This is a genomic window from Collinsella sp. HCP3S3_E5 (assembly GCF_052067635.1).
In the GTDB taxonomy this organism is placed as follows: Bacteria; Actinomycetota; Coriobacteriia; order Coriobacteriales; family Coriobacteriaceae; genus Collinsella.
Window position 1 is genome coordinate 64,759 of sequence record NZ_JBQHQF010000008.1, and the last position, 21,705, is coordinate 86,463.

16 protein-coding genes are annotated in these 21,705 nt (G+C 60.8%); 10 read left to right on the plus strand and 6 right to left on the minus strand.

The annotated features are described in order from the left end of the window. Positions 1 to 62: 62 nt before the first annotated feature. From ACTM82_RS03960 to ACTM82_RS03975, 4 genes are all read left to right on the plus strand, one after another. Complete coding sequence (locus ACTM82_RS03960; RefSeq protein WP_441054549.1) at positions 63 to 932, plus strand: nitroreductase family protein; 870 nt, start codon at positions 63 to 65, stop codon at positions 930 to 932. A 158-nt stretch (positions 933 to 1,090) separates the two neighbouring features. Then, positions 1,091 to 3,118, plus strand: coding sequence for a KUP/HAK/KT family potassium transporter (locus ACTM82_RS03965; RefSeq protein ID WP_427719648.1), 2,028 nt, complete (start codon positions 1,091 to 1,093; stop codon positions 3,116 to 3,118). Between the two features lie 188 nt (positions 3,119 to 3,306). Beyond that, entirely contained in the window at positions 3,307 to 4,932 is a 1,626-nt protein-coding gene (locus ACTM82_RS03970) for a sensor histidine kinase (protein WP_441054551.1), read from the plus strand. A 4-nt stretch (positions 4,933 to 4,936) separates the two neighbouring features. After that, entirely contained in the window at positions 4,937 to 5,650 is a 714-nt protein-coding gene (locus tag ACTM82_RS03975; protein WP_370450656.1) for a response regulator, read from the plus strand. 95 nt (positions 5,651 to 5,745) lie between these two features. Here ACTM82_RS03975 and rlmKL read toward each other — a convergent pair whose 3' ends face one another. Beyond that, positions 5,746 to 8,313 carry a bifunctional 23S rRNA (guanine(2069)-N(7))-methyltransferase RlmK/23S rRNA (guanine(2445)-N(2))-methyltransferase RlmL gene (rlmKL, locus tag ACTM82_RS03980; protein WP_441054553.1) on the minus strand — a complete coding sequence of 856 codons (2,568 nt, stop codon included), beginning with the start codon at positions 8,311 to 8,313 and terminating at the stop codon, positions 5,746 to 5,748. A 75-nt stretch (positions 8,314 to 8,388) separates the two neighbouring features. Here rlmKL and ACTM82_RS03985 point away from each other — a divergent pair, with 75 nt between their 5' ends. Continuing rightward, the gene (locus ACTM82_RS03985) at positions 8,389 to 9,219 is read left to right on the plus strand and encodes an HAD hydrolase family protein (RefSeq protein ID WP_441054555.1); all 831 of its coding nucleotides are present in this window, start codon (positions 8,389 to 8,391) and stop codon (positions 9,217 to 9,219) included. A 44-nt stretch (positions 9,220 to 9,263) separates the two neighbouring features. Here the strand turns inward: ACTM82_RS03985 and ACTM82_RS03990 are convergent, their stop codons facing one another. Then, positions 9,264 to 10,055 (minus strand): DeoR/GlpR family DNA-binding transcription regulator, encoded by a 792-nt coding sequence (locus tag ACTM82_RS03990; RefSeq protein WP_195838607.1) that lies wholly within the window; start codon positions 10,053 to 10,055, stop codon positions 9,264 to 9,266. 348 nt (positions 10,056 to 10,403) lie between these two features. Here ACTM82_RS03990 and ACTM82_RS03995 point away from each other — a divergent pair, with 348 nt between their 5' ends. From ACTM82_RS03995 to ACTM82_RS04015, 5 genes are all read left to right on the plus strand, one after another. Beyond that, the gene (locus ACTM82_RS03995) at positions 10,404 to 11,114 is read left to right on the plus strand and encodes a transaldolase (RefSeq protein ID WP_117564350.1); all 711 of its coding nucleotides are present in this window, start codon (positions 10,404 to 10,406) and stop codon (positions 11,112 to 11,114) included. Positions 11,115 to 11,123: 9 nt separating this feature from the next. Next, positions 11,124 to 11,570, plus strand: coding sequence for a PTS sugar transporter subunit IIA (locus ACTM82_RS04000; RefSeq protein WP_441054557.1), 447 nt, complete (start codon positions 11,124 to 11,126; stop codon positions 11,568 to 11,570). A gap of 75 nt (positions 11,571 to 11,645) precedes the next feature. After that, positions 11,646 to 11,921, plus strand: coding sequence for a PTS sugar transporter subunit IIB (locus ACTM82_RS04005; RefSeq protein ID WP_022094539.1), 276 nt, complete (start codon positions 11,646 to 11,648; stop codon positions 11,919 to 11,921). Positions 11,922 to 11,994: 73 nt separating this feature from the next. Next, positions 11,995 to 13,386, plus strand: a complete 1,392-nt coding sequence (locus tag ACTM82_RS04010; protein ID WP_089573144.1) for a PTS ascorbate transporter subunit IIC — start codon at positions 11,995 to 11,997, stop codon at positions 13,384 to 13,386. Between the two features lie 324 nt (positions 13,387 to 13,710). After that, positions 13,711 to 14,415: a transaldolase gene (locus tag ACTM82_RS04015; protein ID WP_441054559.1), complete on the plus strand. Its 705-nt coding sequence runs from the start codon at positions 13,711 to 13,713 to the stop codon at positions 14,413 to 14,415. Between the two features lie 224 nt (positions 14,416 to 14,639). Here ACTM82_RS04015 and ACTM82_RS04020 read toward each other — a convergent pair whose 3' ends face one another. The 4 genes from ACTM82_RS04020 to ACTM82_RS04035 form a co-directional block, all read right to left on the minus strand. Continuing rightward, entirely contained in the window at positions 14,640 to 16,787 is a 2,148-nt protein-coding gene (locus ACTM82_RS04020) for a Tex family protein (RefSeq protein ID WP_441054561.1), read from the minus strand. 343 nt (positions 16,788 to 17,130) lie between these two features. Continuing rightward, positions 17,131 to 19,050 (minus strand): ABC transporter ATP-binding protein, encoded by a 1,920-nt coding sequence (locus ACTM82_RS04025; RefSeq protein WP_441041425.1) that lies wholly within the window; start codon positions 19,048 to 19,050, stop codon positions 17,131 to 17,133. Continuing rightward, positions 19,043 to 20,857, minus strand: coding sequence for an ABC transporter ATP-binding protein (locus tag ACTM82_RS04030; RefSeq protein WP_441054563.1), 1,815 nt, complete (start codon positions 20,855 to 20,857; stop codon positions 19,043 to 19,045). The genes ACTM82_RS04025 and ACTM82_RS04030 overlap by 8 nt, the downstream gene beginning before the upstream one ends. Then, positions 20,850 to 21,356: a MarR family winged helix-turn-helix transcriptional regulator gene (locus tag ACTM82_RS04035; protein ID WP_154518326.1), complete on the minus strand. Its 507-nt coding sequence runs from the start codon at positions 21,354 to 21,356 to the stop codon at positions 20,850 to 20,852. Before ACTM82_RS04035 ends, ACTM82_RS04030 begins: the two co-directional genes overlap by 8 nt. Positions 21,357 to 21,705 lie beyond the last annotated feature (349 nt).

Genomic DNA, 21,705 nt, shown 5'->3' on the forward strand with positions numbered 1-21,705 from the left:
ATAATGGACGGGAATTACACGGAAACGTAAAGGCTTCTTAAAGAAATGGCGAGGTTAAGGCGATGAACGAGCAGGTTTGTATGACGAGTGCGGGCGACGTGGGCGCTGGCATGGGCGCGGGCGGCTATCCGGTCGAGACCACGGGCAACGCGGTGCTGGACATTTTGGAGCACCGTTCGTCCACGCGCGCTTTTGCGCGCGATGACAACGACCGTCCCGTAGCGGCGACCGACGAGCAGCGGGCGGCGATTCTGCATGCGGCGAGCCGCGCGCCGTCGGCAGGCGCCATGATGATGTATTCCATCGTGAGTATCCGCGAGCAGACAACGCTCGATCGCCTGGCCGACCTGTGCGACCACCAGCCCATGATCGCCAAGGCGCCCTGGGCACTTATATTTGTGGTCGACTATGCCAAGTGGATCGATCTGTTTGAGCACGTGGGTTGCTTTGAGCCCGAGTTTGTCGAGCGCACGGGCAAGGCGCCCCGCCGCGCGCCGGGTTTAGGCGACTTTGCCATCGCGGCGCAGGATGCCGTGATCGCTGCCCAAAACGCCGTGGTCGCCGCCGAGGCCCTGGGGCTGGGGAGCTGCTATATCGGCGATGTCGTCGAGAACGCCGAGGAAGTTGCTGCGCTGCTGGACTTGCCGCCCTATACCATGCCGCTGTCGATGCTCATCATCGGCACGCCCCGCAAGGAGCGCCCGGCGATTGCGCATCCCGTGGTGAACCTGGTGCACGAGGAGCGCTATCGCCGCGCCGATGCCGCGACCATGGATGCGCAGGTGGCCGAGATGGACGCGATGTTCCGTCCGCATGCCCGCGAGGTGGGGGAGCGCGTCGTGGATATCTACACCCGCAAGCACACGAGCCCCTTTATGGCCGAGATGAGCCGATCCATGGAGTGGTGGTTCAAAAACTGGCTCGGAAAATGACGAATGTGACAAAGGGACAGTCCCTTTGTCACATTCCATATCGCCGCGGTGGCCTAAAGGCCGTATAAATGTTTATCTAGCTGGGAAAACAGTGCATTAAAACATGGGACGATTATCTATAATCCCCTCGAACGTTAAAGTTGGGAGGAAACCGGCTTATGGAACAAAAGGCCAAGGAGGCAGCCTCGCACGCTGCGATTCCTGTGAGCATCTCGGCGATGCTCGTCACGCTGGGCGTGGTGTATGGCGATATCGGCACCAGCCCCATGTATGTAACCAAGGCGCTCGTTGCCGGCAACGGCGGCATCGGAAGCGTCACGGAGGAGTTCGTGCTCGGCGCGCTCTCGCTCGTCGTGTGGACGGTCACGCTGCTGACGACCGTCAAGTACGTGCTCATCTCGCTGCGCGCCGACAACCATGGCGAGGGTGGCATCTTTGCTCTGTACAGCTTGGTTAAGCGCTGCGGCAAATGGCTCATCATCCCCGCCATGCTGGGCGGCGCGGCACTGCTCGCCGATGGCATCCTCACGCCTGCCGTTACCGTGACTACGGCTATCGAAGGCCTGCGCACCATTCCGGCAGTCCATGCCGTGCTGGGCGACGATCAGGCCCGCGTCGTGGCCATCACGCTTGCCATCATCATTGCGCTCTTCTTGGTGCAGCGCATCGGCACGGCCAAGATCGGCCACGCCTTTGGCCCCATCATGACGCTGTGGTTCCTGTTCCTGGGCGGCACGGGTCTGTTCTTTGTCTTCCAGCACCCCGCCGTGCTGCTGTGCCTCAACCCGGTGCGCGGCATCGCCTTTTTGTTGAGCCCCAACAACCATGCGGGCATCATGATTCTGGGCAGCTGCTTCCTCGCCACCACCGGTGCCGAGGCGCTCTACTCCGACATGGGCCACGTGGGCCGTGGCAACATCTACGCAACCTGGCCGTTCGTTAAGTGCTGCTTGCTGCTGTCCTACATGGGCCAGGGCGCGTGGCTTATCAACAACGCCGGCAACCCGGAGCTCATGGGTATCGCCGACCTCAACCCCTTCTACCAGATGCTTACCCCGGGCCTGCGTCCCTTTGCCGTCGGCCTTTCCACCGTCGCGGCCATCATTGCCTCGCAGGCGCTCATCACCGGCGCTTTCTCGTTGGTGTCCGAGGCCAGCCGCCTGGACCTCATGCCGCACATGCAGGTCTTCTATCCTGCCGAGACCAAGGGCCAGCTCTATATTCCCATGGTCAACAACGTCATGCTTGTGGGCTGCGTCATCGTGGTGCTGCTGTTCCAGAGCTCGGCGCACATGGAGGCCGCCTACGGCTTGGCGATCACCCTGACCATGATGTGCACGACGCTGCTGCTCTTCTTCTACTTGCATGTTGATCGCGGCCTTAAGGTCGTCCCGTATATCTTCGTTGTGTTCTTCCTTATGCTCGAGGGCTTCTTCTTTGTGAGTTCGCTCACCAAATTTTTCCACGGTGGCTATTTCACTATTCTTATGGCCATGCTCATCATGGGCGTTATGCTGTGCTGGTACAACGGCACGGCGGTCGAGCGGCGTCAGTTTACGCTGCTGCCGCTGCGCAGCTATCTGCCGCAGCTCAAGCGCCTGCGCGACGACGATCGCTATGAGCTTATGAGCGACAACATCGTGTACCTGACCAAGGACACCAATACCGACTACATCGACCGCGATATCGTCTACTCGATTCTGGACAAGCATCCCAAGCGCGCCCGCGCCTGGTGGTTCGTGAACGTCGAGACCATGGATGAACCGCATACCTTTGCCTATTCGGTCGAGACGTTTGGCACCGACTATGTTTTCCGCGTGCATCTGTACCTGGGCTACAAGGTTAACCAGCGCGTGAACGCCTACCTGCGCCAGGTTGTTCAGGATCTGGCCGCCACTGGCGAGCTGCCGCCGCAGATGCATGACTACTCGGTCTACAAGGATCCGGGCAACATCGGTACGTTTAAGTTCGTCATGATCCGCAAGCTCCTGGCGCCCGAGAGTGACGTGGAGCCGAGCGAGCGCACGGCCATCACGCTCAAGTACATCATCCGCCGCTTTGCCGGTACGCCGGCGCGCTGGTATGGCCTGGAGAACTCCAACGTGAGCTTTGAGTATGTGCCGCTGTTCACCAAGTTCAAGGCTGTGAACAAGATGCAGCGCCTGGCCCCCAACGAGCGCCCGTAGTCGCCGACAGGTTGCATGGAGTTGGCCTTCGATGGACAAGAGTGTGTGCCCTGCTCGCGCACGTGCTGTTTGTCTAACGACCGCAGACTGCAAAGGCTATACACTTGGAACCACCACAAGGGAAACCACCACAAAGGTGCTGTCCCCTCTGTGGTGGTTTTTGTTTTTAAGAGAGGGGCGGGGTGCCGATGGACGTCCGTGCGGACGGCGATATTGCCGATAGCTTTTGGTGGCGGCGCACAACGCTGACACGTCGCAGCCCTCTGTATGACGCCTGCGTATCGGCGGGGCTGCTGGTCGCGGCGACGATTGTGGGTGCGCTGCTCGACCATCCTGGTCTCGCGCCGAGCATCATGATCGTCTATGTGTTCGCCGTGCAGCTGTGCGCATTCTTTACCTGGAGCCGCCTGTATTGTTTGCTGAGCTCGGCTGCCGCCGTAGCGCTCTACAACTTCTTGTTTGTCGACCCGCGCTGCTCGCTATCGTTTATCGACCGCGTCTATCCCGGCATGTTCTTCATCATGTTTGTGGTCTCGCTTGTGTCGAGCTCGATTGCGTTGGCCCTGCGCCGCGCCTTGGCACAGGCTGCCGCCAGCGACCGTCGCACGCATATGGTGCTCGAGACCAACCGCATGCTGCAGCGGTGTTCCGATCAGCAGCAGATTGTGCATGCCATGGCAACGCAGCTGGCGCGTCTTTCGGGCTGTCCGGTCGTGTGGTACAGCGCCGACGCCGACGATGATGACTTGCTGCCGCGTGCGACGTACACGGCCGTGGGTGACGCCTCGCCGGTGCACCAGCTGACGCCCCAGATGCCGCCGCGGCTCTCGGCGTCCGCCTATGTGGGAACGCCGCTCGATGCCACCTATGGCGGCTCGGCGTTTTATGGCGTCTACCTGACGGTTTGCGCAGGCGACAGCTTCGTGCGCTCGGGCGACCCCGCCTCGGTGGTGGGCGTGCTGGCTATCGTTGCCGAGCCCGACGTGCTGACGCACGAGGAACGGACACTTGCCGACGCCATCGTGAGCGAAGGCGAGCTGGCACTCGATCGCGCCCGCGCCATGGAGGCCCGCGAGGAGGCGGCGGTGCTCGCCAAAAACGAACAGCTGCGCGCCAATCTGCTGCGCTCCATCTCGCACGATCTGCGCACACCGCTTACCAGCATTTCGGGCAATGCCGACGTGCTACTCGACCAGGGTTCGACCGGCACGGCCGTGCTCGATAGCCAGACGCGCCGCAGCATGCTCCTTTCCATTCGTTCGGATGCGCAATGGCTCAACGCCACCGTCGAGAATTTGCTCGCCATCACAAAGCTCGAGGGCGGCGGCATGCATCTGTCGACCACGCTCGAGCTCATGGACGATATCGTCGAGGAGGCGCTGCGCCACGTGAATCCGGCCGTACGCGAGCACGATCTTAAGGTGGTGCCGTGCGACGAGCCGGCGCTCGTCAACGTCGATGCGCGCCTGATGGTGCAGCTGGTGGTGAACCTGGTGAACAACGCTATTGCCTATACGCCGTCGGGCTCGCATATCGTGATCTCGATTATGGCGAACGATGGACAGGTGGCATGTTCCGTCGCCGATGACGGTCCCGGTATTGCGCCCGAGGAGCAGGGCCGGATCTTTGAATCGTTCTACACTGTCAACCATGGCTTGGCTGATAGCCATCGCAGCGTGGGCTTGGGACTTTCGCTCTGTCGATCCATTATGTTGGCGCATGGCGGTAGCATAGAGGTTGCCGCGGCGGACCCGCACGGCTCGGTCTTTACGATTGGGCTTCCCGCCGCCGACGTTTCGTTTGATAAGGAGTAACGCTGTGTCGAACTCTGCCATGAAACCGCTCATCTTGGTCGTTGAGGACGACCCTGCCGTCCGCAACCTTATCGTTGCCGCGCTCGAGGCGCACGGCTTGCGCCATATGGCCGTGGAGACCGCCCATGCCGCCATCGCCGCCGCTTCATCGCAGGCACCGAGCATTGTGCTGCTCGATCTGGGCCTGCCCGATATGGACGGCGTCAAGGTAGTGGAGTCGGTGCGCGCATGGTCGGGCATGCCGATCATTGTGGTCTCGGCGCGCAGCGAGGATGCGGACAAGATTCGCGCACTCGATGCCGGTGCCGACGACTACCTGACCAAGCCGTTTTCGGTCGAGGAGCTGCTCGCGCGCATTCGCACGACGCTCAGGCGCCTTTCGTATGCGCAAACGGGCGGCGTTGCCTCCGAGGGCTCGTTCGATACCGGTGAGCTGCATATCGATTTTGATGCCGGCATCGCCACGATGGATGGCGAGGAGCTGCATCTGACGCCGATCGAGTACAAGCTCTTGTGCCTGCTGGCGCACAACGCCGACAAGGTGCTGACGCACCAGTTTATCCTGCACGAGATTTGGGGCACGGCAACTAAGAGCGACCTGGCGAGCCTGCGTGTCTTTATGGGCACGTTGCGTAAGAAGATCGAGTCCGATCCGGCGCATCCGCGCTATATCCAGACGCACGTGGGTATCGGCTATCGCCTGGTCACCCAAGGCTAGATCGCCAACCACCATCCCAATATGAGTTGCGGTGAAATACGGTCTAAATTTGCCTAATTCCAGGCAAAACAGTCCGTATTCCACCGCAACTTGGTTTATCTGCCCTTGGGCTTGCTGGCGTAGAACTTCTTCTTTTTGGGCTTGCCGGCGCAGGCAGGCTTGCCGTCGCCGCGCGACCCTCGGTCTCCGGCCTGCGCGTGCGCGGGCGCCGTTGCGCGGGGCTTGCGGGCCTCGGGGTTGCGCAGCTCTTCGGTTCGCTCTGCAATCTCCTCGGCGCTAAAGCCGACTTCGGCCATGGCGTCCTCGATGGGCAGGCGGCGCACGATATAGCAATGGTGCACCTTCTGGTTGCGCGCAAAGTCCTCGGGGATGGTCTGCGCCGTAATGTCCTCTAGCACGACGCCCGCGCGCGCGAGCTTGCGCGTCTCGGGACGGAAGCCGCGCAGGTTGCAGCTAAAGATGGCGTGGCCGCCCTGTGCGAGCAGGCGCGATACGCCGGCCAAAAGCTCAACATGGTCGCGCTGGACGTCCCAGGTGCGGCGGCCCATCTTTGATGAGTTCGAAAACGTGGGCGGATCGACAAAAATCAGGTCCCAGCGGTTGCGCGTCTGGCGCTGGTCGCGAATCCAGGCAAGCACGTCGTCGCGCACAAAATGATGCTGCGGACCAACAAAGCCGTTCTGGCGCATATTGCGCTCGGCCCAGTCCAGGTAGGTGTTGGAGAGGTCGACTGTCACAGTTTCCTCGACGCCGCCGTCTGCCGCATAGCAGGTAGCGGTGCCGGTATAGGCGAACAGATTGAGAAAGCGCCGCGCCTGCTTGGCGTGCTCGCGCACCAGGTTGCGGGTGACGCGGTGATCCAAGAAGATGCCGACGTCCAGGTAGTCGTCAAAGTTGACGGCAAAGGTAAGGCCGCCCTCCTCGATGAGCGGCAGACGACGGCGTGCGATATTGGCGCGCTCGCCCGAGCCGCCCTTGCCGGCGCCCTGCTTGCCGTACTGCGAGCCGCCGCGCGAACGCATGCGGGCCTTGGCGTGCACGTGCTCGGCGGGAACATCTAGGATGCGCGGAGCGATGGCCAGAATGTCGAGCATGCGGGCCTGGGCAAGCGCGGGATCGATGGTCTTGGGCGCGGCGTATTCGGCGATGACGAGCCAGCGGCCCGGCGTCTGCGGGCAGCCCTCGTACAGATCGATGGCGGCGGAGTAATCGGGTAGGTCGGCATCGTAGACGCGGTAGCAGCTCACGCCCTCGCGCTTTGCCCACTTGCGGCGCAGACGGGCGTTCTTGCGCAAGCGGTTGGCGAACTGCTCGGACTCGGGGATGAGCACGGGCAGCGGCTTGCCGTCGCCCAGGTCGAGCGTGGCGGCAGGTTCGGGCATGGGGGTGCTGGCGGCTTTGTCGTTGACTTCGTTGGTATCCGCAACCTCGGCCTCGGCATCTGCGCCGGTCGCAGCCTCAAACGCTACGGCGGCGTGGTCGAGCGACGGCCAGACTTCGACGGTCGCCTCCTCGTTGTTGGGCATGACGGCGATCGAGCGCTCGGGCTCGGCGTGGAGCGAGCGGGCCAGCAATCCATCGCGGGTGAGCGCGGCGACCGGCGCCGCGGCAAGCTCGGGCGCGCGGCGCAGCTCGCCGACCAGCGTCATGGCGTCGTGCATGAGCGAAAGCGGGGTCTCGGTGGTGTCTGCGACCACGGCGGCACCGGCGACAGCGCCTGCATGGTCCAGCACGGTGGCTGGCTTGGCAGCGCAAAAGTCGACAAAACGCTTGTAGCCGGCGCACTTGACCATGCGCTCGGCAGTCTTGCGGGCAGCGGGGTCAATGTCCACGGCGACGATGCGCGCCTGGCGCTCGCGCGCCGCCGCCTCGCGCTCGCGTGCCTCGGCGAGCAGCTGCTCCCATAGGGCGGCGTCGTGCGGCTGCCAGCCCTCAAAGCCCCAGCGCTCGCGTGCAGCGCCCGGGGCGCGGTCGGTCAGAATGTTCACGGCTTCCAGCAGCAGGCCGCCGCCGGCGCACGAGGCGTCGATCAGCGTGGGCAGGGCTTCGTTCTCGTAATCATCGGCCGTCAGCTCGCGCTCGCACAGCGCGGTCCAACCGACCTGCGCCAGCACCAGGGCGGCGTAGTCGGGGCGCAGCACGTGCGCGCCCTCGCCGGCGCGGGTCGCGGCGGGCGGCAGGCGCTTGAACAGCGGGTCGCCCGAAAGGTCCAGGCTTATGCTCGCACGGCGCTGGCGCAGCGAAAGCAGCAGGTGAACATCGGGGTCGGCGGCGTCGACATCGGCGCGACGGCCCGTGGTCTCGGCCAGGCGGTCGCACAATGCGTCCTTGGCGCGCAAGGCAGAGAAGCGTGTGTTGCGCAGCTGCTCGGTCACGCCGCGGGCGGTGATGGCGATGGTTGCGCCGGGGCGGATGATGTTCTCCCAGGCGATGTCGTAAACGCTATCGTACAGCTCGTCGGCATCCTGCGCCTCAAAGCGCCCAAGAACCACGAACACGCGGCTCGCCAGGCGCGACCACAGACAGGCGCGGTAGCCTTCTTCGAGCTCGCCCTCAAACGTAGCGCGGCCCTTCAGCCGGCGGACATGCGAAAGCCCGAGGCGTTTAAGCTCATCGGCGAGTGCGGACTCAAAGCCCTCGGGGCAGCTTGCGTAAAATTCCATGGGTGACCTCTCTGGTTGCGTCGCTCCATTATATGATGGATGCTTCGTTTGCCCTTATCCTCGAAAGGAACCCATATGATTGATGCGTGCCCCGATTCCGCCGTGCTCTTTTTTGACGTGGACGGCACGCTGACGTCGTTCGATCCCGACGATATGACCGATAAGGACTTTTCGGCGGTTCGCCCCTCGCAGACGGTGGTTGAGGCGTTCCGTGCACTGCGCGATGCAGGGCACAAGGCATTTATCTGCACGGGTCGCCCCCTGTGGCTTATCGCCGATAGCCTGCGTGCGCTCGACCCCGCGGGCGTCGTGGCCATGGCAGGTGCCACGCTCGAAGTCGAGGGACGCGTGGTACACGAGGACTGCTTTGACGAAGACGTTATCGAGGAGCTTGCGCGTCGCATTACTGTGGCAGGCGGCGAGGCGTTGTTCGAGACGAACGGTGCCACTTATTCACTTGAGCCAGTTGGTGTCGAACAGTCATTTCTGCTAGGCGCCGGCGTGGTGCATGGCGTTGATCAGATGCGCGTCGATGGCCGCTTGCGCGTAGGCAAAGTGTGTATCTCCGCGGGCGACCTGGCTCGCGTAGCCAACGATGACGGCTTTATCGATTGCGAGTTTGAGCTGTGCAACACCGGTGGCCAGAATCGCGAGCTGAGCCCCAAGGGTATTGACAAGGGCGTGGGCGTGGCGCGAGCGCTGGCGTATCTGGGCCGCGAAGGAAATGCGCGCACCTTTGGCTTCGGCGATTCGGGCAACGACCTGGGCATGCTCGCTTCGGTCGAGACGGCTGTCGCCATGGGCAACGCCATGCCCGAGGTCAAGGCGGTCGCCGACTACGTGACCGACGATGTCGCACACGACGGCACCGTCACAGCGATGCGGCATTTTGGGTTGATTGAATAAATGGCCGGGTCGCCCGCAGGGGGGGGGCGACCCGGCCATTTGAGCTATTTTGCAATATAGAGCTTGGGATGGCTGCGACTGCTCTCGATCGCCGCCGTCATGATACCCTCGTCGTCTCCATCAACGATGATGCCATCGAGGTCATCGATCTGCGCGGACTGATAAAAACTGGTCTTGTTGAACTTTCCCTGGTCAACCATCATGTAACTCTGGTTTGAGTTGGTCAGGTACATATGCTTGATCATGGCTGAGAAGTCGTGCTCGACGGTAAAACCGTGGTCGGGGTGGAATCCGTCGGCACTGACAAACGCCTTGTCGGCATGGAGTTTGCTCATGCAGTCGAGCGTTAGTGCGCCCGCGAGATAGAGGTGGCCCTTGCGCACGGAGCCGCCCAGCAGCACTACCGAAGCATTGGGGAGATTAAAGCTGGCATAGTTCGCGATTGCAAGATCGCCGGTGATAATGGTGATCTCACGCTTGTCCATGAGGGCCTTAGCGAAGTAAAAGCCTGTGGTGCCGATATCAATTACCAGAACATCGCCATCATCAACAAGAGTTGCCGCGGTTGCGGCGATGGCCTCTTTGGCCTCGACTTGGACATTGATACGCTCCTCGGGATACGAGATTGCGTTGGAGCGAGAAAGCGATACCGCTCCGCCGCGTACGCGACGCAGCTTGCCTTCGGATTCCAGCGAGACGAGGTCGTGTCGTGCGGTGACTTCCGAAACCGAAAAACGGCGAACGATGTCGGATACCGAGATATTTGGCTTTTCGGCCAGCCAGTTCATAATAAATCGCTGACGCTCGGCCGGTGAAAGGTCTGAAGTAGATGCCATATGCCGCTCCTTTTGAACGAAAGGCAAAAGATACGCCTTTCGTAATCGAAATATAACGTATCGATATGAAAAGGACAAGGCAAAATCGAATGAATCAAATGAACGGAATGGCATGTCCCAAATGCATGCGTAGCAGATAGTTTGCACTTAAATAGCGTGTAGAGGGTCTTGTTCTGAAGGTGCCGCCCAAAAGAAGTACGTTCACACCCGATATTCGACCGTTCACGGAAAGATGACAATTGAGCTTTCGATAGCTTTTGAAATGGTTTATAAAAGAAAACCGAAAAGCTTTTGAAACAAAGAAGAAGGCTTTCGATGGAAATAGTGCTAGATGAGAAAGGACCGAACATGGCGATCAAGGTGTTTGCCGACGGCGCTAACCTCGAAGGCATGCTTGACATGCATGACAATGGTAACGTTCAGGGTTTCACGACCAATCCTTCCCTTATGAAGGCCGGTGGCGTGACTGACTACCGCGCTTTTGCCAAGACGGTTCTTGAGCACATCACCGATGTGTCGGTCTCTTTTGAGGTATTTGCCGACGACGAGGCGGGTATGGAAGCCGAGGCCCGCGAGATTGCAACCTGGGCAGACAACGTCTACGTTAAGATCCCGGCACTCAACACCAAGGGCGAGTCCACCGCCGCGCTGGTCAAGCGCCTTTCTGCCGACGGTATCAAGGTGAATGTCACTACCATCTTCACGCCCGAGCAGGTCGACGAGTTTGTCGATGCCGTCTCTGCCGAGACCCCCTCTATTCTGTCCATCTTTGCCGGTCGCATTGCCGATACCGGCGTCGATCCGCTGCCCCTCATGGCGGAGTCCGTAAAGAAGGCTGCCGTCAAGCCTGCTGCCGAGGTTCTTTGGGCGTCTACGCGCGAGGTCCTCAATATCTTCCAGGCGGAGTCCGTTGGCTGCCAGATCATTACGGTTCCCAATGCCCTTCTTGCCAAGCGCAAGAATTTCGGAAAAGATTTACTCGAGTACTCGCTTGATACGGTCAAAGGCTTCGCCCGCGACATTCAGGCACTTGGTTTCCATATCCTGCCCGAGGAGTAGGGGGCGAGCATGCTGACCGATCTTCTTAAGCCCGAGCTTGTTGCCTGCCACGTCGAGGCCTCCGATTGGGAGGAAGCGATCAAGGCATGCGGTAAGCTGCTCGTTGACGCCGGCAAATGCGACCAGAGCTATGTTGACGCCATGATTTCGTCGGTTCACAAATTCGGTCCCTATATGGTCTTGGAAGAGGGCATTGCCATGCCTCACGCTCAGGCCGATGGCAATGTGAGCGAGGTCGGCATCTGCATTGTCACGCTTGACCCTGCCGTTGCATTTGGACATGAGGATTTCGATCCGGTTCACGTGCTCGTGGGTATTTGCGCACCCGACCCCAAGGCTCATCTTGGCTGCTTGGCGGAGCTTTCGCAGATGTTCGAGGACGAGGACTGCGTTGCCAAGCTCAGCGCATGCGATACGCCCGAGCAGGTTTTGGAGACCATGCGTTCATTCTTTTAGGCCTTAATGGCACGGCGATGCGTCGCCGCTTTTGGATAGACGGAAAACCGTCACGTGTAGGAGAGGAAGGTTGCCATGCATATCATCACCGTATGCGGAAACGGCATCGGGTCTAGCCTGATGCTCGCTGGCAAAGTAGAGGAGCTTTGCGAGGAGGAGGGCATCAAGGCCGACGTTGAGTCTATGGACCTGAACGGTGCTTCTTCCGCAAATCCGGATCTGTTCATCACCGTTAAGGAGCTCGCCCCCGAGCTCCACGGCAACGTTGTGATCGTTCGCAGCTATGTGAACAAGAAGAAGATCCGCGAAGACGCCCTTGAGGCAATCAAGGCGGCCGCTGCTAACGCCTAAAGCGGCATAAAAAAAAGGGCGGTTCCCTGTGGAAGAGGGAAACGCGCCCACGTTAGAGAGAAAGGAAGCGCAGATGCAAGCCATCCTTCCCATACTTGAGTTTATCCAATCGATTCTGACCAAGCCAGCGTGGATCATGGGTCTGTTTGCCTTTGTGGGCCTTGTTGCGCTCAAGCGCCCTGCCCACAAGGTGATGACGGGAACCCTGAAGCCCATTCTTGGTTACATCATGCTGTCTGCTGGCGCCGCTGTTGTTCAGGAGAACCTTGCTCCGCTGGGTACCTTCATCGAGACCGGTTTCCACATCACCGGCGTCGTGCCTAACAACGAGGTCGTCGTTTCGATGGCTCAGAGCGTCCTTGGCGTTCAGACCATGATGATCCTGATTCTCGGCTACGTCGTGAACATTATCATTGCCCGCTTTACCAAGTTTAAGTACATCTTCCTGACGGGCCATCACAGCATGTTTATGGCCTGCCTGCTGTCTGCCGTTCTGCAGGCATCTGGCTTCCAGGATGTCCAGCTTGTCATCGTGGGCGGCATGTTCCTGGGCCTCGTGAGCGCTATGCTTCCCGCCGTTGGTCAGCGTTTCACCGAGAAGGTTACCGATGGCGATGAAATCGCCATGGGCCACTTCGGTTCACTCGCCTATTACATCTCCGCTGCAGTCGGTACGCTTTTTGCTAAGGACGCCGAGGAGAACAGCACCGAGAAGATCGAGGTTCCCGAGAAGTTTGCCTTCCTGCGCGACACCACCATCTCCACGGCTCTTACCATGGCTTTCTTCTACCTGGTTACCGCTTTTGCCGCTTACATCGCAGACCCTGCGGTCGTTACCAAGACCGCTGGCGGCGACAATGTGATCGTCTATGCCCTGACTTGTGCCCTGTCCTTCGCCGTCGGTGTCACTATCGTCTACAACGGCGTCCGTATGATTCTCGCCGACCTGGTCCCGGCTTTCCAGGGCATCTCCAACAAGCTGATCCCCGGTGCCATCCCCGCCGTCGACTGCGCCGTCTTCTTCCCTTATGCTCCCACCGCCGTCATCCTCGGCTTTGTCGCTTCCTTTATCGGTGGCGTGGTCGGTATGTTCATCGTGGGCGCTACCCTGGGCATCTTCATCATCCCGGGCATGGTTCCCCACTTCTTCTGCGGTGCTACCGCCGGTATCTACGGCAATGCCACGGGCGGTCGCAAGGGTGCAGCTCTTGGCGCTTTCGTCAACGGCCTGCTCATCACCTTTGCCCCGGCCCTGCTCCTGCCCGTTCTTGACGTCTTTGGCTTCAAGAACACTACGTTTGGCGACTTCGACTTCTCCGTCATTGGTATTACGCTCGGCCGCGCTGCCGAGGCCTTCGGTACCACCGGTGTCTACGCGATTCTCGCTGTCCTTTTGGTCGTCGCCTTCGTCCCCAACTTCATCCACACCAAGGGTGCTGTGATCAATCACGTTGAGGAAGAGTAATCTAGGCATACGTTAGGCCCTAATCGGGCGGAGCTCCGATAACCGGCTCCTACACGGAAGCGGTGACGTCTCAAATGAGGCGTCGCCGCTTTTTGTTTTGGAGCGGTTGTGAAAACGCGCCGGTGAAGCGCTGTCTCAGCGCCGCGAACGGAATCAACCGCGATGATTGGCAAAAACGTTTTGCCGCTGGAATGTCGATATAAAAATGGTAAATCTGCAAAACCGTTCGCCGAGAAGATAAAAAACCGCAGTTCACGCCTTGATAAACGTAGGTAAAGTGTTTAGCAGTTTATCGGCTGTATGCAAACGAAAGGAATCAGGCAGATGGCAATCAAGGTGTTCGCTGACGGTGCAAACCTCGAGGGCATGCTCGACATGTACGAGAACGGCAACGTTCAGGGTTTCACGACCAACCCGTCCCTTATGAAGAAGGGTGGCGTGACGGATTACCGCGCGTTTGCCAAGGAGGTTCTGGCCCACATCACCGATGTGTCCGTCTCGTTTGAGGTCTTTGCCGACGACGTCGAGACCATGGAGGTCGAGGCGCGCGAGATTGCTACCTGGGCCGAGAACGTCTACGTCAAGATTCCGTGCGTGACCACCAAGGGCGAGTCCACCGCTGAGTTGGTCCACAAGCTTTCGGCCGACGGCATCAAGGTCAACGTCACTACTATCTTTACGCCTACGCAGGTCGACGAGATGATCGATGCCGTTGACGCCGAGACGCCGTCTATCATTTCGCTCTTTGCCGGTCGCATCGCCGACACCGGCGTCGATCCCATTCCGTTTATGACGGAGTCGGTCAAGAAGGCCGCCGCCAAGCCCAACTGCGAGGTCCTGTGGGCGTCCACGCGCGAGCTTATCAACATTTACCAGGCCGAGGCCTGCGGTTGCCAGATCATCACGGTGCCAAATAGCATCCTGGCCAAGCGCAAGAACATCGGCCGTGACCCGTACGAGGTCTCGCTTGATACCGTCCGTGGCTTTGCAAAGGATATCGCCGCTTTGGGTTTCCATATTCTGCCCTAAGCAAGGGTACCCCCTGCAGCGACGTGCAAAATCGCGAGTTTTCAGCATGGTAAAGACTTTTACCAGCTGGTTGAAGCGCGGAACGGCCCCCGTTTTGGCCCTAAAACGCCAAAACGGGGGCCGTTTTTGCTTTTATGACCCTCTGAAGCGCCGCGGGGCTATCGGGAGATGCTGAATACTCGCAATTTTGCACGCCGCGAAGAGGGGGACGTCCGCTTTGGCGGCTATTTGCCCTGAACCATGGTGAGCGAGATTTTCTTGCGGTTGCGATCGACCTTTTCGACCCACACCTTGACCGTGTCGCCGACGCGCACCACGTCGCTGGGGTGCTTGACGAAGCGGTTGGCCAGCTTGGAGATATGCACGAGGCCGTCCTGGTGCACACCCACGTCGACGAAGGCGCCAAAGTCCACGACGTTGCGCACCGTGCCCTTGAGCTCCATGCCGGGCTCCAGGTCGTCGATGGAAAGTGCTGAGCGGCTAAAGACCACCTCGGGCGCGTCGTCGCGCGAGTCTCGGCCGGGCTTCTTGAGCTCGTTGACGATGTCGATGAGCGTGAGGGTGCCGCAGCCCAGGTCGCTTGCCAGCGCCGAGATGCTGCCGATGCGCCGCTCGATGTCGGGCACGCCGCCGCGGCTGAGCTCGCTTGCCGCCACACCCGCACGCTCCAGGACGGCCGTGGCCACCTCGTAGCTTTCGGGGTGGACGCTCGTCGCATCGAGCGGGTTCTTACCGCCGCTGATGCGCAGGAAGCCCGCGGCGTTGAGATATGCCTTGGGTCCCAGCTTGGGAACCTTCTTGAGCTGGCGGCGATCGGTAAAGGCGCCGTTCTCCTCGCGGTAGGCCACGATGTTTTTGGCTACGCTCGGCGTGATGCCCGATACGTATCCCAGCAGGCTCGCACTTGCAGTGTTTACGTCGACGCCCACGCGGTTGACGACGTTCTCCACCACATGGCCCAGGGTGCGCGAAAGCTCGGCCTGGTCAAGGTCGTGCTGGTACTGGCCAACGCCGATGGACTGGGGTGGAATCTTGACGAGCTCTGCCAGCGGGTCTTGCAGGCGACGGCCCAGGCTCATGGCGCCGCGCACGGTGACGTCCAGGTCGGGATATTCCTGACTGGCGAGCTCGGAGGCGGAGTACACCGATGCGCCGGCCTCGTTGACGATGGTGTATCGCAGTCCAGGCGCCTGCTCGGCGATGAACTCCGAGACGACTTCCTCGGTCTCGCGGCTGGCGGTGCCGTTGCCGATGACGATGGTGTTGACGCCGTCCTTCTTGACGAGGCGGGCGAGCTCGCGCTTGGTGCCGGCGACGTCATGGCGCGGCTTGGTGGGGTAGACCACGCCGTAGTCGAGTAGCTTGCCGGTCTCGTCCATGACGGCGACCTTGCAGCCGGTACGGTAGCCCGGATCGAGTGCGAGCACACGGGCGCCGCGTACGGGGCGTGCCGAGAGCAGGCCCTCGAGATTCTTGGCAAAGACGTTGATGGCCTCGGTCTGCGCGCGGACGGTGAGCTTGGCGCGGGCCTCGCGCTCCAGTGAGGGGGCCATGAGGCGCTTGTAACCGTCGGCGATGGCGGCATCAAAGACGGGTGCGAACACGCCCTGGCGTCGGGGCCAACGGCTGCCGAGGCGTGCCGTGGCGGCAGTGCCGTCGACGTTCACGCGCACGCGGAGTTTGCCCTCGCGCTCACCGCGGTCGATAGCCAGCACGCGGTGGTTGGGTATACGGCGCAGCGGCTCGTCATAGCTGTAGTACGGCTCGTAGGGAGTCTTCTCGGTGGGGTCGGTGGCCTCGACGACGATGTCGGCGGTGTTCTGCGTAAAGGCTCGCAGGTCGGCGACGTTCTCGGGGTCCTCGGCCACCGTCTCGGCCACGATGTCCGCCGCGCCGGCAAGCGCCTTTTCGGGCGTGTCGAAGCCGGCCTCCTCGTTGACGTATGCCGCGGCGGCGTCGAGTGCGCTGCCCTTGGCCGAGGCCTGCATGATGATCATGTTGGCGAGCGGTTCAAGGCCTGCCTCGCGGGCCTTCTGCGCGCGAGTCATGCGCTTTTTGCGGTAGGGCTTGTAGAGGTCCTCGACACGCTGGAGCTGCGTGGCCTCGCGAATCTGCTGCTCGAGTTCGGGCGTGAGTTTGCCCTGGGCGTCGATGAGCAGGATGACGTCCTCTTTACGCTGCTCAAGATTGCGCAGGTAGGACAGGCGCTCGTCGAGTGCGCGCAGGGCGACGTCGTCCATGCCGCCCGTGGCTTCCTTGCGGTAGCGCGAAATAAAGGGGATGGTGTTGCCCTCGTCGATGAGCTTGACGGTTGCCTCGATGTTGGCGACCTTAAGGTTGAGCTCGTGGGCAAGCTGGGCGATAAGATCCATGGGACTCCTTGCGTTTAAGCTGCGTTTGCAGCACAGGGCTACCAAGGATACCACCCGACGCTCTGCCAAAGCAGTCTTTTTGGGACGGGGCTTTTTTAGCTACGGGACTGCGGACGGGAGACGGTGGAGTCCCTCCTTACAAAACGAGGCCCTGGCCAAACGGCCAGGGCCTCACCACTTTTTTCAGGCTGCGAGAAAAGACCGTGTGCGCAGGCGCTCCCCGAGGGAGACGGGGGTGTTTGCTCCGCGCGCGGTTCCGCAGCGAAGCGAGAATGTTTGAGCACGGAGTAAGCACCCCGTCTCCCACGGGGAGCTCCGTTGGGAGCGTAGGGGCTGTTTTGAGCTACTCCAGCTCAAACGCTCCGGTATAGAGCTGGTAGTAATATCCGCGCTTGGCGATCAGCTCGTCGTGGTTGCCACGCTCGATGATGCGGCCGTGATCCAGGCAGATGATTGCGTCGGCGTTGCGCACGGTGGACAGGCGGTGCGCGATGACAAACGTCGTGCGGCCCTCCATGAGCTTATCCATGCCCGCTTGCACGATGGCTTCGGTGCGGGTATCGATGCTCGACGTGGCCTCGTCCAGAATCATTGCCGGCGGATCGGCGACGGCAGCGCGTGCGATCGAAATCAGCTGGCGCTGGCCCTGCGACAGCTGCGCGCCGTTGCCGGTGAGCATGGTGTCGTAGCCGTCGGGCAGGCGGGTGATAAAGTCGTCGGCGCCCGCGAGCTTGGCCGCCGCGATGCACTCCTCGTCGGTGGCGTCCAGGTTGCCGTAGCGGATGTTGTCCATCACAGTGCCGGTGAACAGGTTCACGTCCTGCAGCACCACGCCCAGCGAGCGGCGCAGATCTGCCTTGCGGATCTTGTTGACGTTGATGCCGTCGTAGCGGATCTTGCCGTCGGCGATGTCATAGAAGCGGTTGATGAGGTTGGTGATGGTCGTCTTGCCCGCGCCGGTGGCACCGACAAACGCGACCTTCTGGCCCGGCTTGGCAAACACGGACACGCCGTGCAGCACCTCGTGGTCGGGCGTGTAGCCAAAGTCGACGTTGTCCATGACCAGGTCGCCGCGCAGCGGTACGTACTCGATCTCGCCGGTTGCACGGTGCGGGTGTTTCCATGCCCACATGCCGGTGTGGTGGTCGGCCTCCTCGAGCTGCCAGGTCTCGGGGTTCACCTGCGCGTTGACGAGCGTCACGTAGCCTTCGTCGGTCTCGGGCTTCTCGTCGATGAGCTCAAAGATGCGGTCGGCGCCGGCGAGACCCATGACCACGGCGTTGATCTGCTGCGAGATCTGACCGATCTGTCCGCAGAACTGCTTGGTCATGTTGAGGAACGGCACCACGACGGCGATGGACAGCGTCATGCCCGAGATGCTCAGGTTGGGCACGCCCAGCGCCAGGAAAATGCCGCCCGCCAGCGCGACCAGCACGTAGAGCAGGTTGCCCAGGTTCATAAGGATGGGCATGAGGATGTTGGCGTACATGTTGGCCTTTTGCGATACCTCGAAGAGCTTTTCGTTGCGCTCGTCAAAATCGGCCTCGGCGGCAGACTCGTGGCAGAATGCCTTGACGACCTTCTGGCCGTTCATAACTTCCTCGATATGGCCCTCGACCACGCCGAGCTCGGTCTGCTGCGCAATAAAGAAGCGCGCGGAGTTGGAGCCGAGCAGCTTGGTCATAAAGGTCATAAAGGCGACGCCGGCAATAATCACCAGACACATCCACACGCTGTAGTACAGCATGATAAAGAACACCGTGACGATGACGATGGTCGTCATGAGCAGGTTGGGCAGCGACTGGCTGATCATCTGGCGCAGCGTGTCGATGTCGTTGGTGTAGTGGCTCATGATGTCGCCGCGCTGGTGCGTGTCGAAGTATCGGATCGGTAGGTCCTGCATGCGGTTGAACATCTTCTCGCGCAGCTTTTCCAACGAGCCCTGCGTGATGATGGCCATGGTGCGGTTCCAGAACAGCGAGGACAGGATGCCGACGCCGTAGATGCAGGCGAGGGTGGTCACGAGCTGCGCGATCTTGGGCTGTGCGGCTTCCCAATCGCCCGACTGCCACGATTCGCTAATAATCTGCAGGGCGCTCTGAAGGAAGGTCGCGCCGATGGAGTTGATGACGGCGCAGAGCACCACGCCGGCGACGACGAGGGGCAAAAGCACGGGGTAGAAGCCAAAGAGCGTCTTGATGAGGCGCGACATGGTGCCGCTCTTGCGGTTGAGCGCGCGCTCGGCGGTGGTTGCCTTACTCATGTGCCTCGCCTCCTTCCTGGTTCTGGGCTTGCGTTGCGGATGCCTCGGTGTCGGCCTCGACGGCCCCTTCGCCCTCGGCAGACATCTTGTTTTGCGAGGTAAAGGTCTCGCGGTAGATCTCGCTCGTCTTGAGTAGCTCTTCATGGTTGCCGATCTGAGCGATACGGCCGCCCTCCATGACGATGATGCGGTCTGCGTCCTGCACGGAGCTGATGCGCTGGGCGATGATGAGCTTGGTCGTGTTGGGCAGATAGCTTGCCAGCCCTGCGCGGATCTTGGCATCGGTCTTGGTGTCGACGGCGCTGGTGGAGTCGTCCAGGATCAAGATCTTGGGGCGACGCAGCAGGGCGCGCGCAATGCACAGGCGCTGCTTCTGGCCGCCGGAAACATTGGAGCCGCCCTGCTCGATCCAGGTATCGTAGCCCTTGGGGAAGCCGTCGACAAACTCATCGGCGCAGGCCAGATGTGCCGCCTCGCGGACTTCCTCGTCGGTGGCGTTCGGGTCGCCCCAGCGCAGATTCTCGGCGATGGTGCCGCTAAACAGCACGTTTTTCTGCAGTACCATGGCTACCTGGTGGCGCAGGGCGTCCAAGTCGTAGTCGCGCACATCCACGCCGCCCACGCGCACGGTGCCTTCGGTGGCGTCGTACAGGCGGGCGATGAGGTTTACAAGCGTGGACTTGGCCGAGCCGGTACCGCCGATGATGCCGATGGTCTCGCCGCTCTTAATGTGCAGGTCGATATCGTCGAGCGCCTGGCGCTTCGCATGCGCGGAATACTTAAAGCTCACGTGGTCAAAGTCGATGGAGCCGTCGGCCACCTCGAGCACGGGCTCGGCGGGATCGGCGATCGTGGGCTCGGCGGCCAGCACCTCGGTAATGCGGTGCGCCGATTCGTCGGCCATAGTTACCATGACAAAGATCATCGACAGCTGCATCAGGCTCATAAGGATCTGGAAACCATAGGTAAAGATCGAGGAGAGCTGGCCCACGTCGAACAGCGTGCCCTGGCTCGTGATGATGAGCTTGGAGCCCAGGTAGATGATGACGACAAACGCGCCATTGACGCAGATGTTCATCATGGGGTTGTTAAAGGCGAGCAGCTTCTCGGCGCGGGTGAAGTCCATCTGGACGTCGCGTGCGGCGGTCGCGAACTTCTCCTTCTCAAAGTCTTCGCGCACATAGCTCTTGACCACGCGCATGCCGGTGACGTTTTCCTCGACGGACTCGTTAAGGGCGTCATACTTGTGGAACACACGCGAGAAGATGGGGCGCACCTTAAAGATGATAAAGAACAGCCCAAAGCCCAGCAGCGGAATGATAACCAGGTAGACCATGGCAACGCTGCCGCCCATGATAAACGCCATGGTAAAGGCGAAGATCAATACCAGCGGCGCGCGCACGGCGATACGGATGATCATCATAAAGGCCTGCTGCACGTTGTTGATATCGGTGGTTAGGCGCGTGACGAGCGAGGAGGTCGAGAACTCATCGATGTTGGCAAAGCTGAACGTCTGGATCTTGTAGAACAGGTCGTGACGCAGGTTCTTGGCGAACCCGCAGCTCGCATGGCTGCAGGTGACGCCGGCAGCGGCGCCAAAGGCAAGCGACGTCAGCGCGATGAGCACCAAAAAGCCCGCGGTGGGAAGCATCTCGGCTACGGTGGCGCCGTCTTTGATGGCGTCGATCAGGTTGGCGGTGATAAATGGAATCAGCATCTCGCAGAGCACCTCGCCAAGCACGAGCAACGGCGTGGCAACGGTGACTTTCATATAGTCGCGGATGCTGCCCATGAGGGTTTTAATCATCCAGTTCCTCCCAGGTTTTGCGGATTTTATCGAGCATTTCGGCGAGCTGCTCGCGCTCGTCGTGGGTGAGCGCGCTAAAGGCCCGTTCTCTAAAGCGGATGCGGGCCGCCTGGTCGATGCGGGCGTTTTCCCGGCCGGTTTCGGTCAGGCGAATGGTGAGTTGCCGTCGATCCTTGGGGTTACGGCTGCGCTCAATGAGGCCGTTGAGCTCGAGCTTGGACAGGATCTCGGAAAGCGACCCCGGCTTGAGGCCGAAGTGCATGCCGAGTTCCTGCTGCGACATCTCGCCGCCGGGCTGCTTGGCCAGTAGGCAGATGATGGGCGCCTTGCCGGACACGCCTCCGCCATGAAAATGCATGTAATGGCCGCAAAAGCCCAGGTTATTGAGGATGCGCTTGGCAAGCTTGTCTTCCGAGCTAACCGCTTCGGATACATCCGCCGGCTGTGACGGGTCGCCGCCGGGCTCGTGCGAACAAAGGCTAAGAGGTTCATCGCACATAAATTAGTGCTGCTCCTTTCTTTAGTTAGGTAGTGGAATTGTTTTGTGCCTAACCAATTTAGGAGCGTGAGAAATCAAAGTCAAGGTACCAAACTTATAGTTACGGCGTTTTGCCAAACGCCGTAACGGCTCGACGCTGCGCGGGCCGCATTTGGACAATCTGACGTTCAACTTCAAGGGCGCGACCAAAAGGTCAGCGCCCTTTCGTTTCACGTCACCTTGTCTCAAATGCGGCCCGCTCGCTCATATGACCCAATCCGCTGTCAAGAGCCACAATGGCCCCGCCGACCGCTTGCAATCGGTCGGCGGGGCCTGCCGTTAACCCGTCCCGGTCCGCCCCCGGCATGTC

What these genes read in the sequence shown, in the direction of transcription:
- ACTM82_RS03985 (WP_441054555.1), top strand. Translation starts at nt 8,389, where the DNA reads ATGATTGATGCGTGCCCCGATTCCGCCGTGCTCTTTTTTGACGTGGAC.
- ACTM82_RS04025 (WP_441041425.1), bottom strand. Translation starts at nt 19,050, where the DNA reads ATGAGTAAGGCAACCACCGCCGAGCGCGCGCTCAACCGCAAGAGCGGC.
- ACTM82_RS03990 (WP_195838607.1), bottom strand. Translation starts at nt 10,055, where the DNA reads ATGGCATCTACTTCAGACCTTTCACCGGCCGAGCGTCAGCGATTTATT.
- ACTM82_RS03995 (WP_117564350.1), top strand. Translation starts at nt 10,404, where the DNA reads ATGGCGATCAAGGTGTTTGCCGACGGCGCTAACCTCGAAGGCATGCTT.
- rlmKL (WP_441054553.1), bottom strand. Translation starts at nt 8,313, where the DNA reads ATGGAATTTTACGCAAGCTGCCCCGAGGGCTTTGAGTCCGCACTCGCC.
- ACTM82_RS04000 (WP_441054557.1), top strand. Translation starts at nt 11,124, where the DNA reads ATGCTGACCGATCTTCTTAAGCCCGAGCTTGTTGCCTGCCACGTCGAG.
- ACTM82_RS03960 (WP_441054549.1), top strand. Translation starts at nt 63, where the DNA reads ATGAACGAGCAGGTTTGTATGACGAGTGCGGGCGACGTGGGCGCTGGC.
- ACTM82_RS04035 (WP_154518326.1), bottom strand. Translation starts at nt 21,356, where the DNA reads ATGTGCGATGAACCTCTTAGCCTTTGTTCGCACGAGCCCGGCGGCGAC.
- ACTM82_RS04010 (WP_089573144.1), top strand. Translation starts at nt 11,995, where the DNA reads ATGCAAGCCATCCTTCCCATACTTGAGTTTATCCAATCGATTCTGACC.
- ACTM82_RS03970 (WP_441054551.1), top strand. Translation starts at nt 3,307, where the DNA reads ATGGACGTCCGTGCGGACGGCGATATTGCCGATAGCTTTTGGTGGCGG.
- ACTM82_RS04030 (WP_441054563.1), bottom strand. Translation starts at nt 20,857, where the DNA reads ATGATTAAAACCCTCATGGGCAGCATCCGCGACTATATGAAAGTCACC.
- ACTM82_RS04020 (WP_441054561.1), bottom strand. Translation starts at nt 16,787, where the DNA reads ATGGATCTTATCGCCCAGCTTGCCCACGAGCTCAACCTTAAGGTCGCC.
- ACTM82_RS04015 (WP_441054559.1), top strand. Translation starts at nt 13,711, where the DNA reads ATGGCAATCAAGGTGTTCGCTGACGGTGCAAACCTCGAGGGCATGCTC.
- ACTM82_RS04005 (WP_022094539.1), top strand. Translation starts at nt 11,646, where the DNA reads ATGCATATCATCACCGTATGCGGAAACGGCATCGGGTCTAGCCTGATG.
- ACTM82_RS03965 (WP_427719648.1), top strand. Translation starts at nt 1,091, where the DNA reads ATGGAACAAAAGGCCAAGGAGGCAGCCTCGCACGCTGCGATTCCTGTG.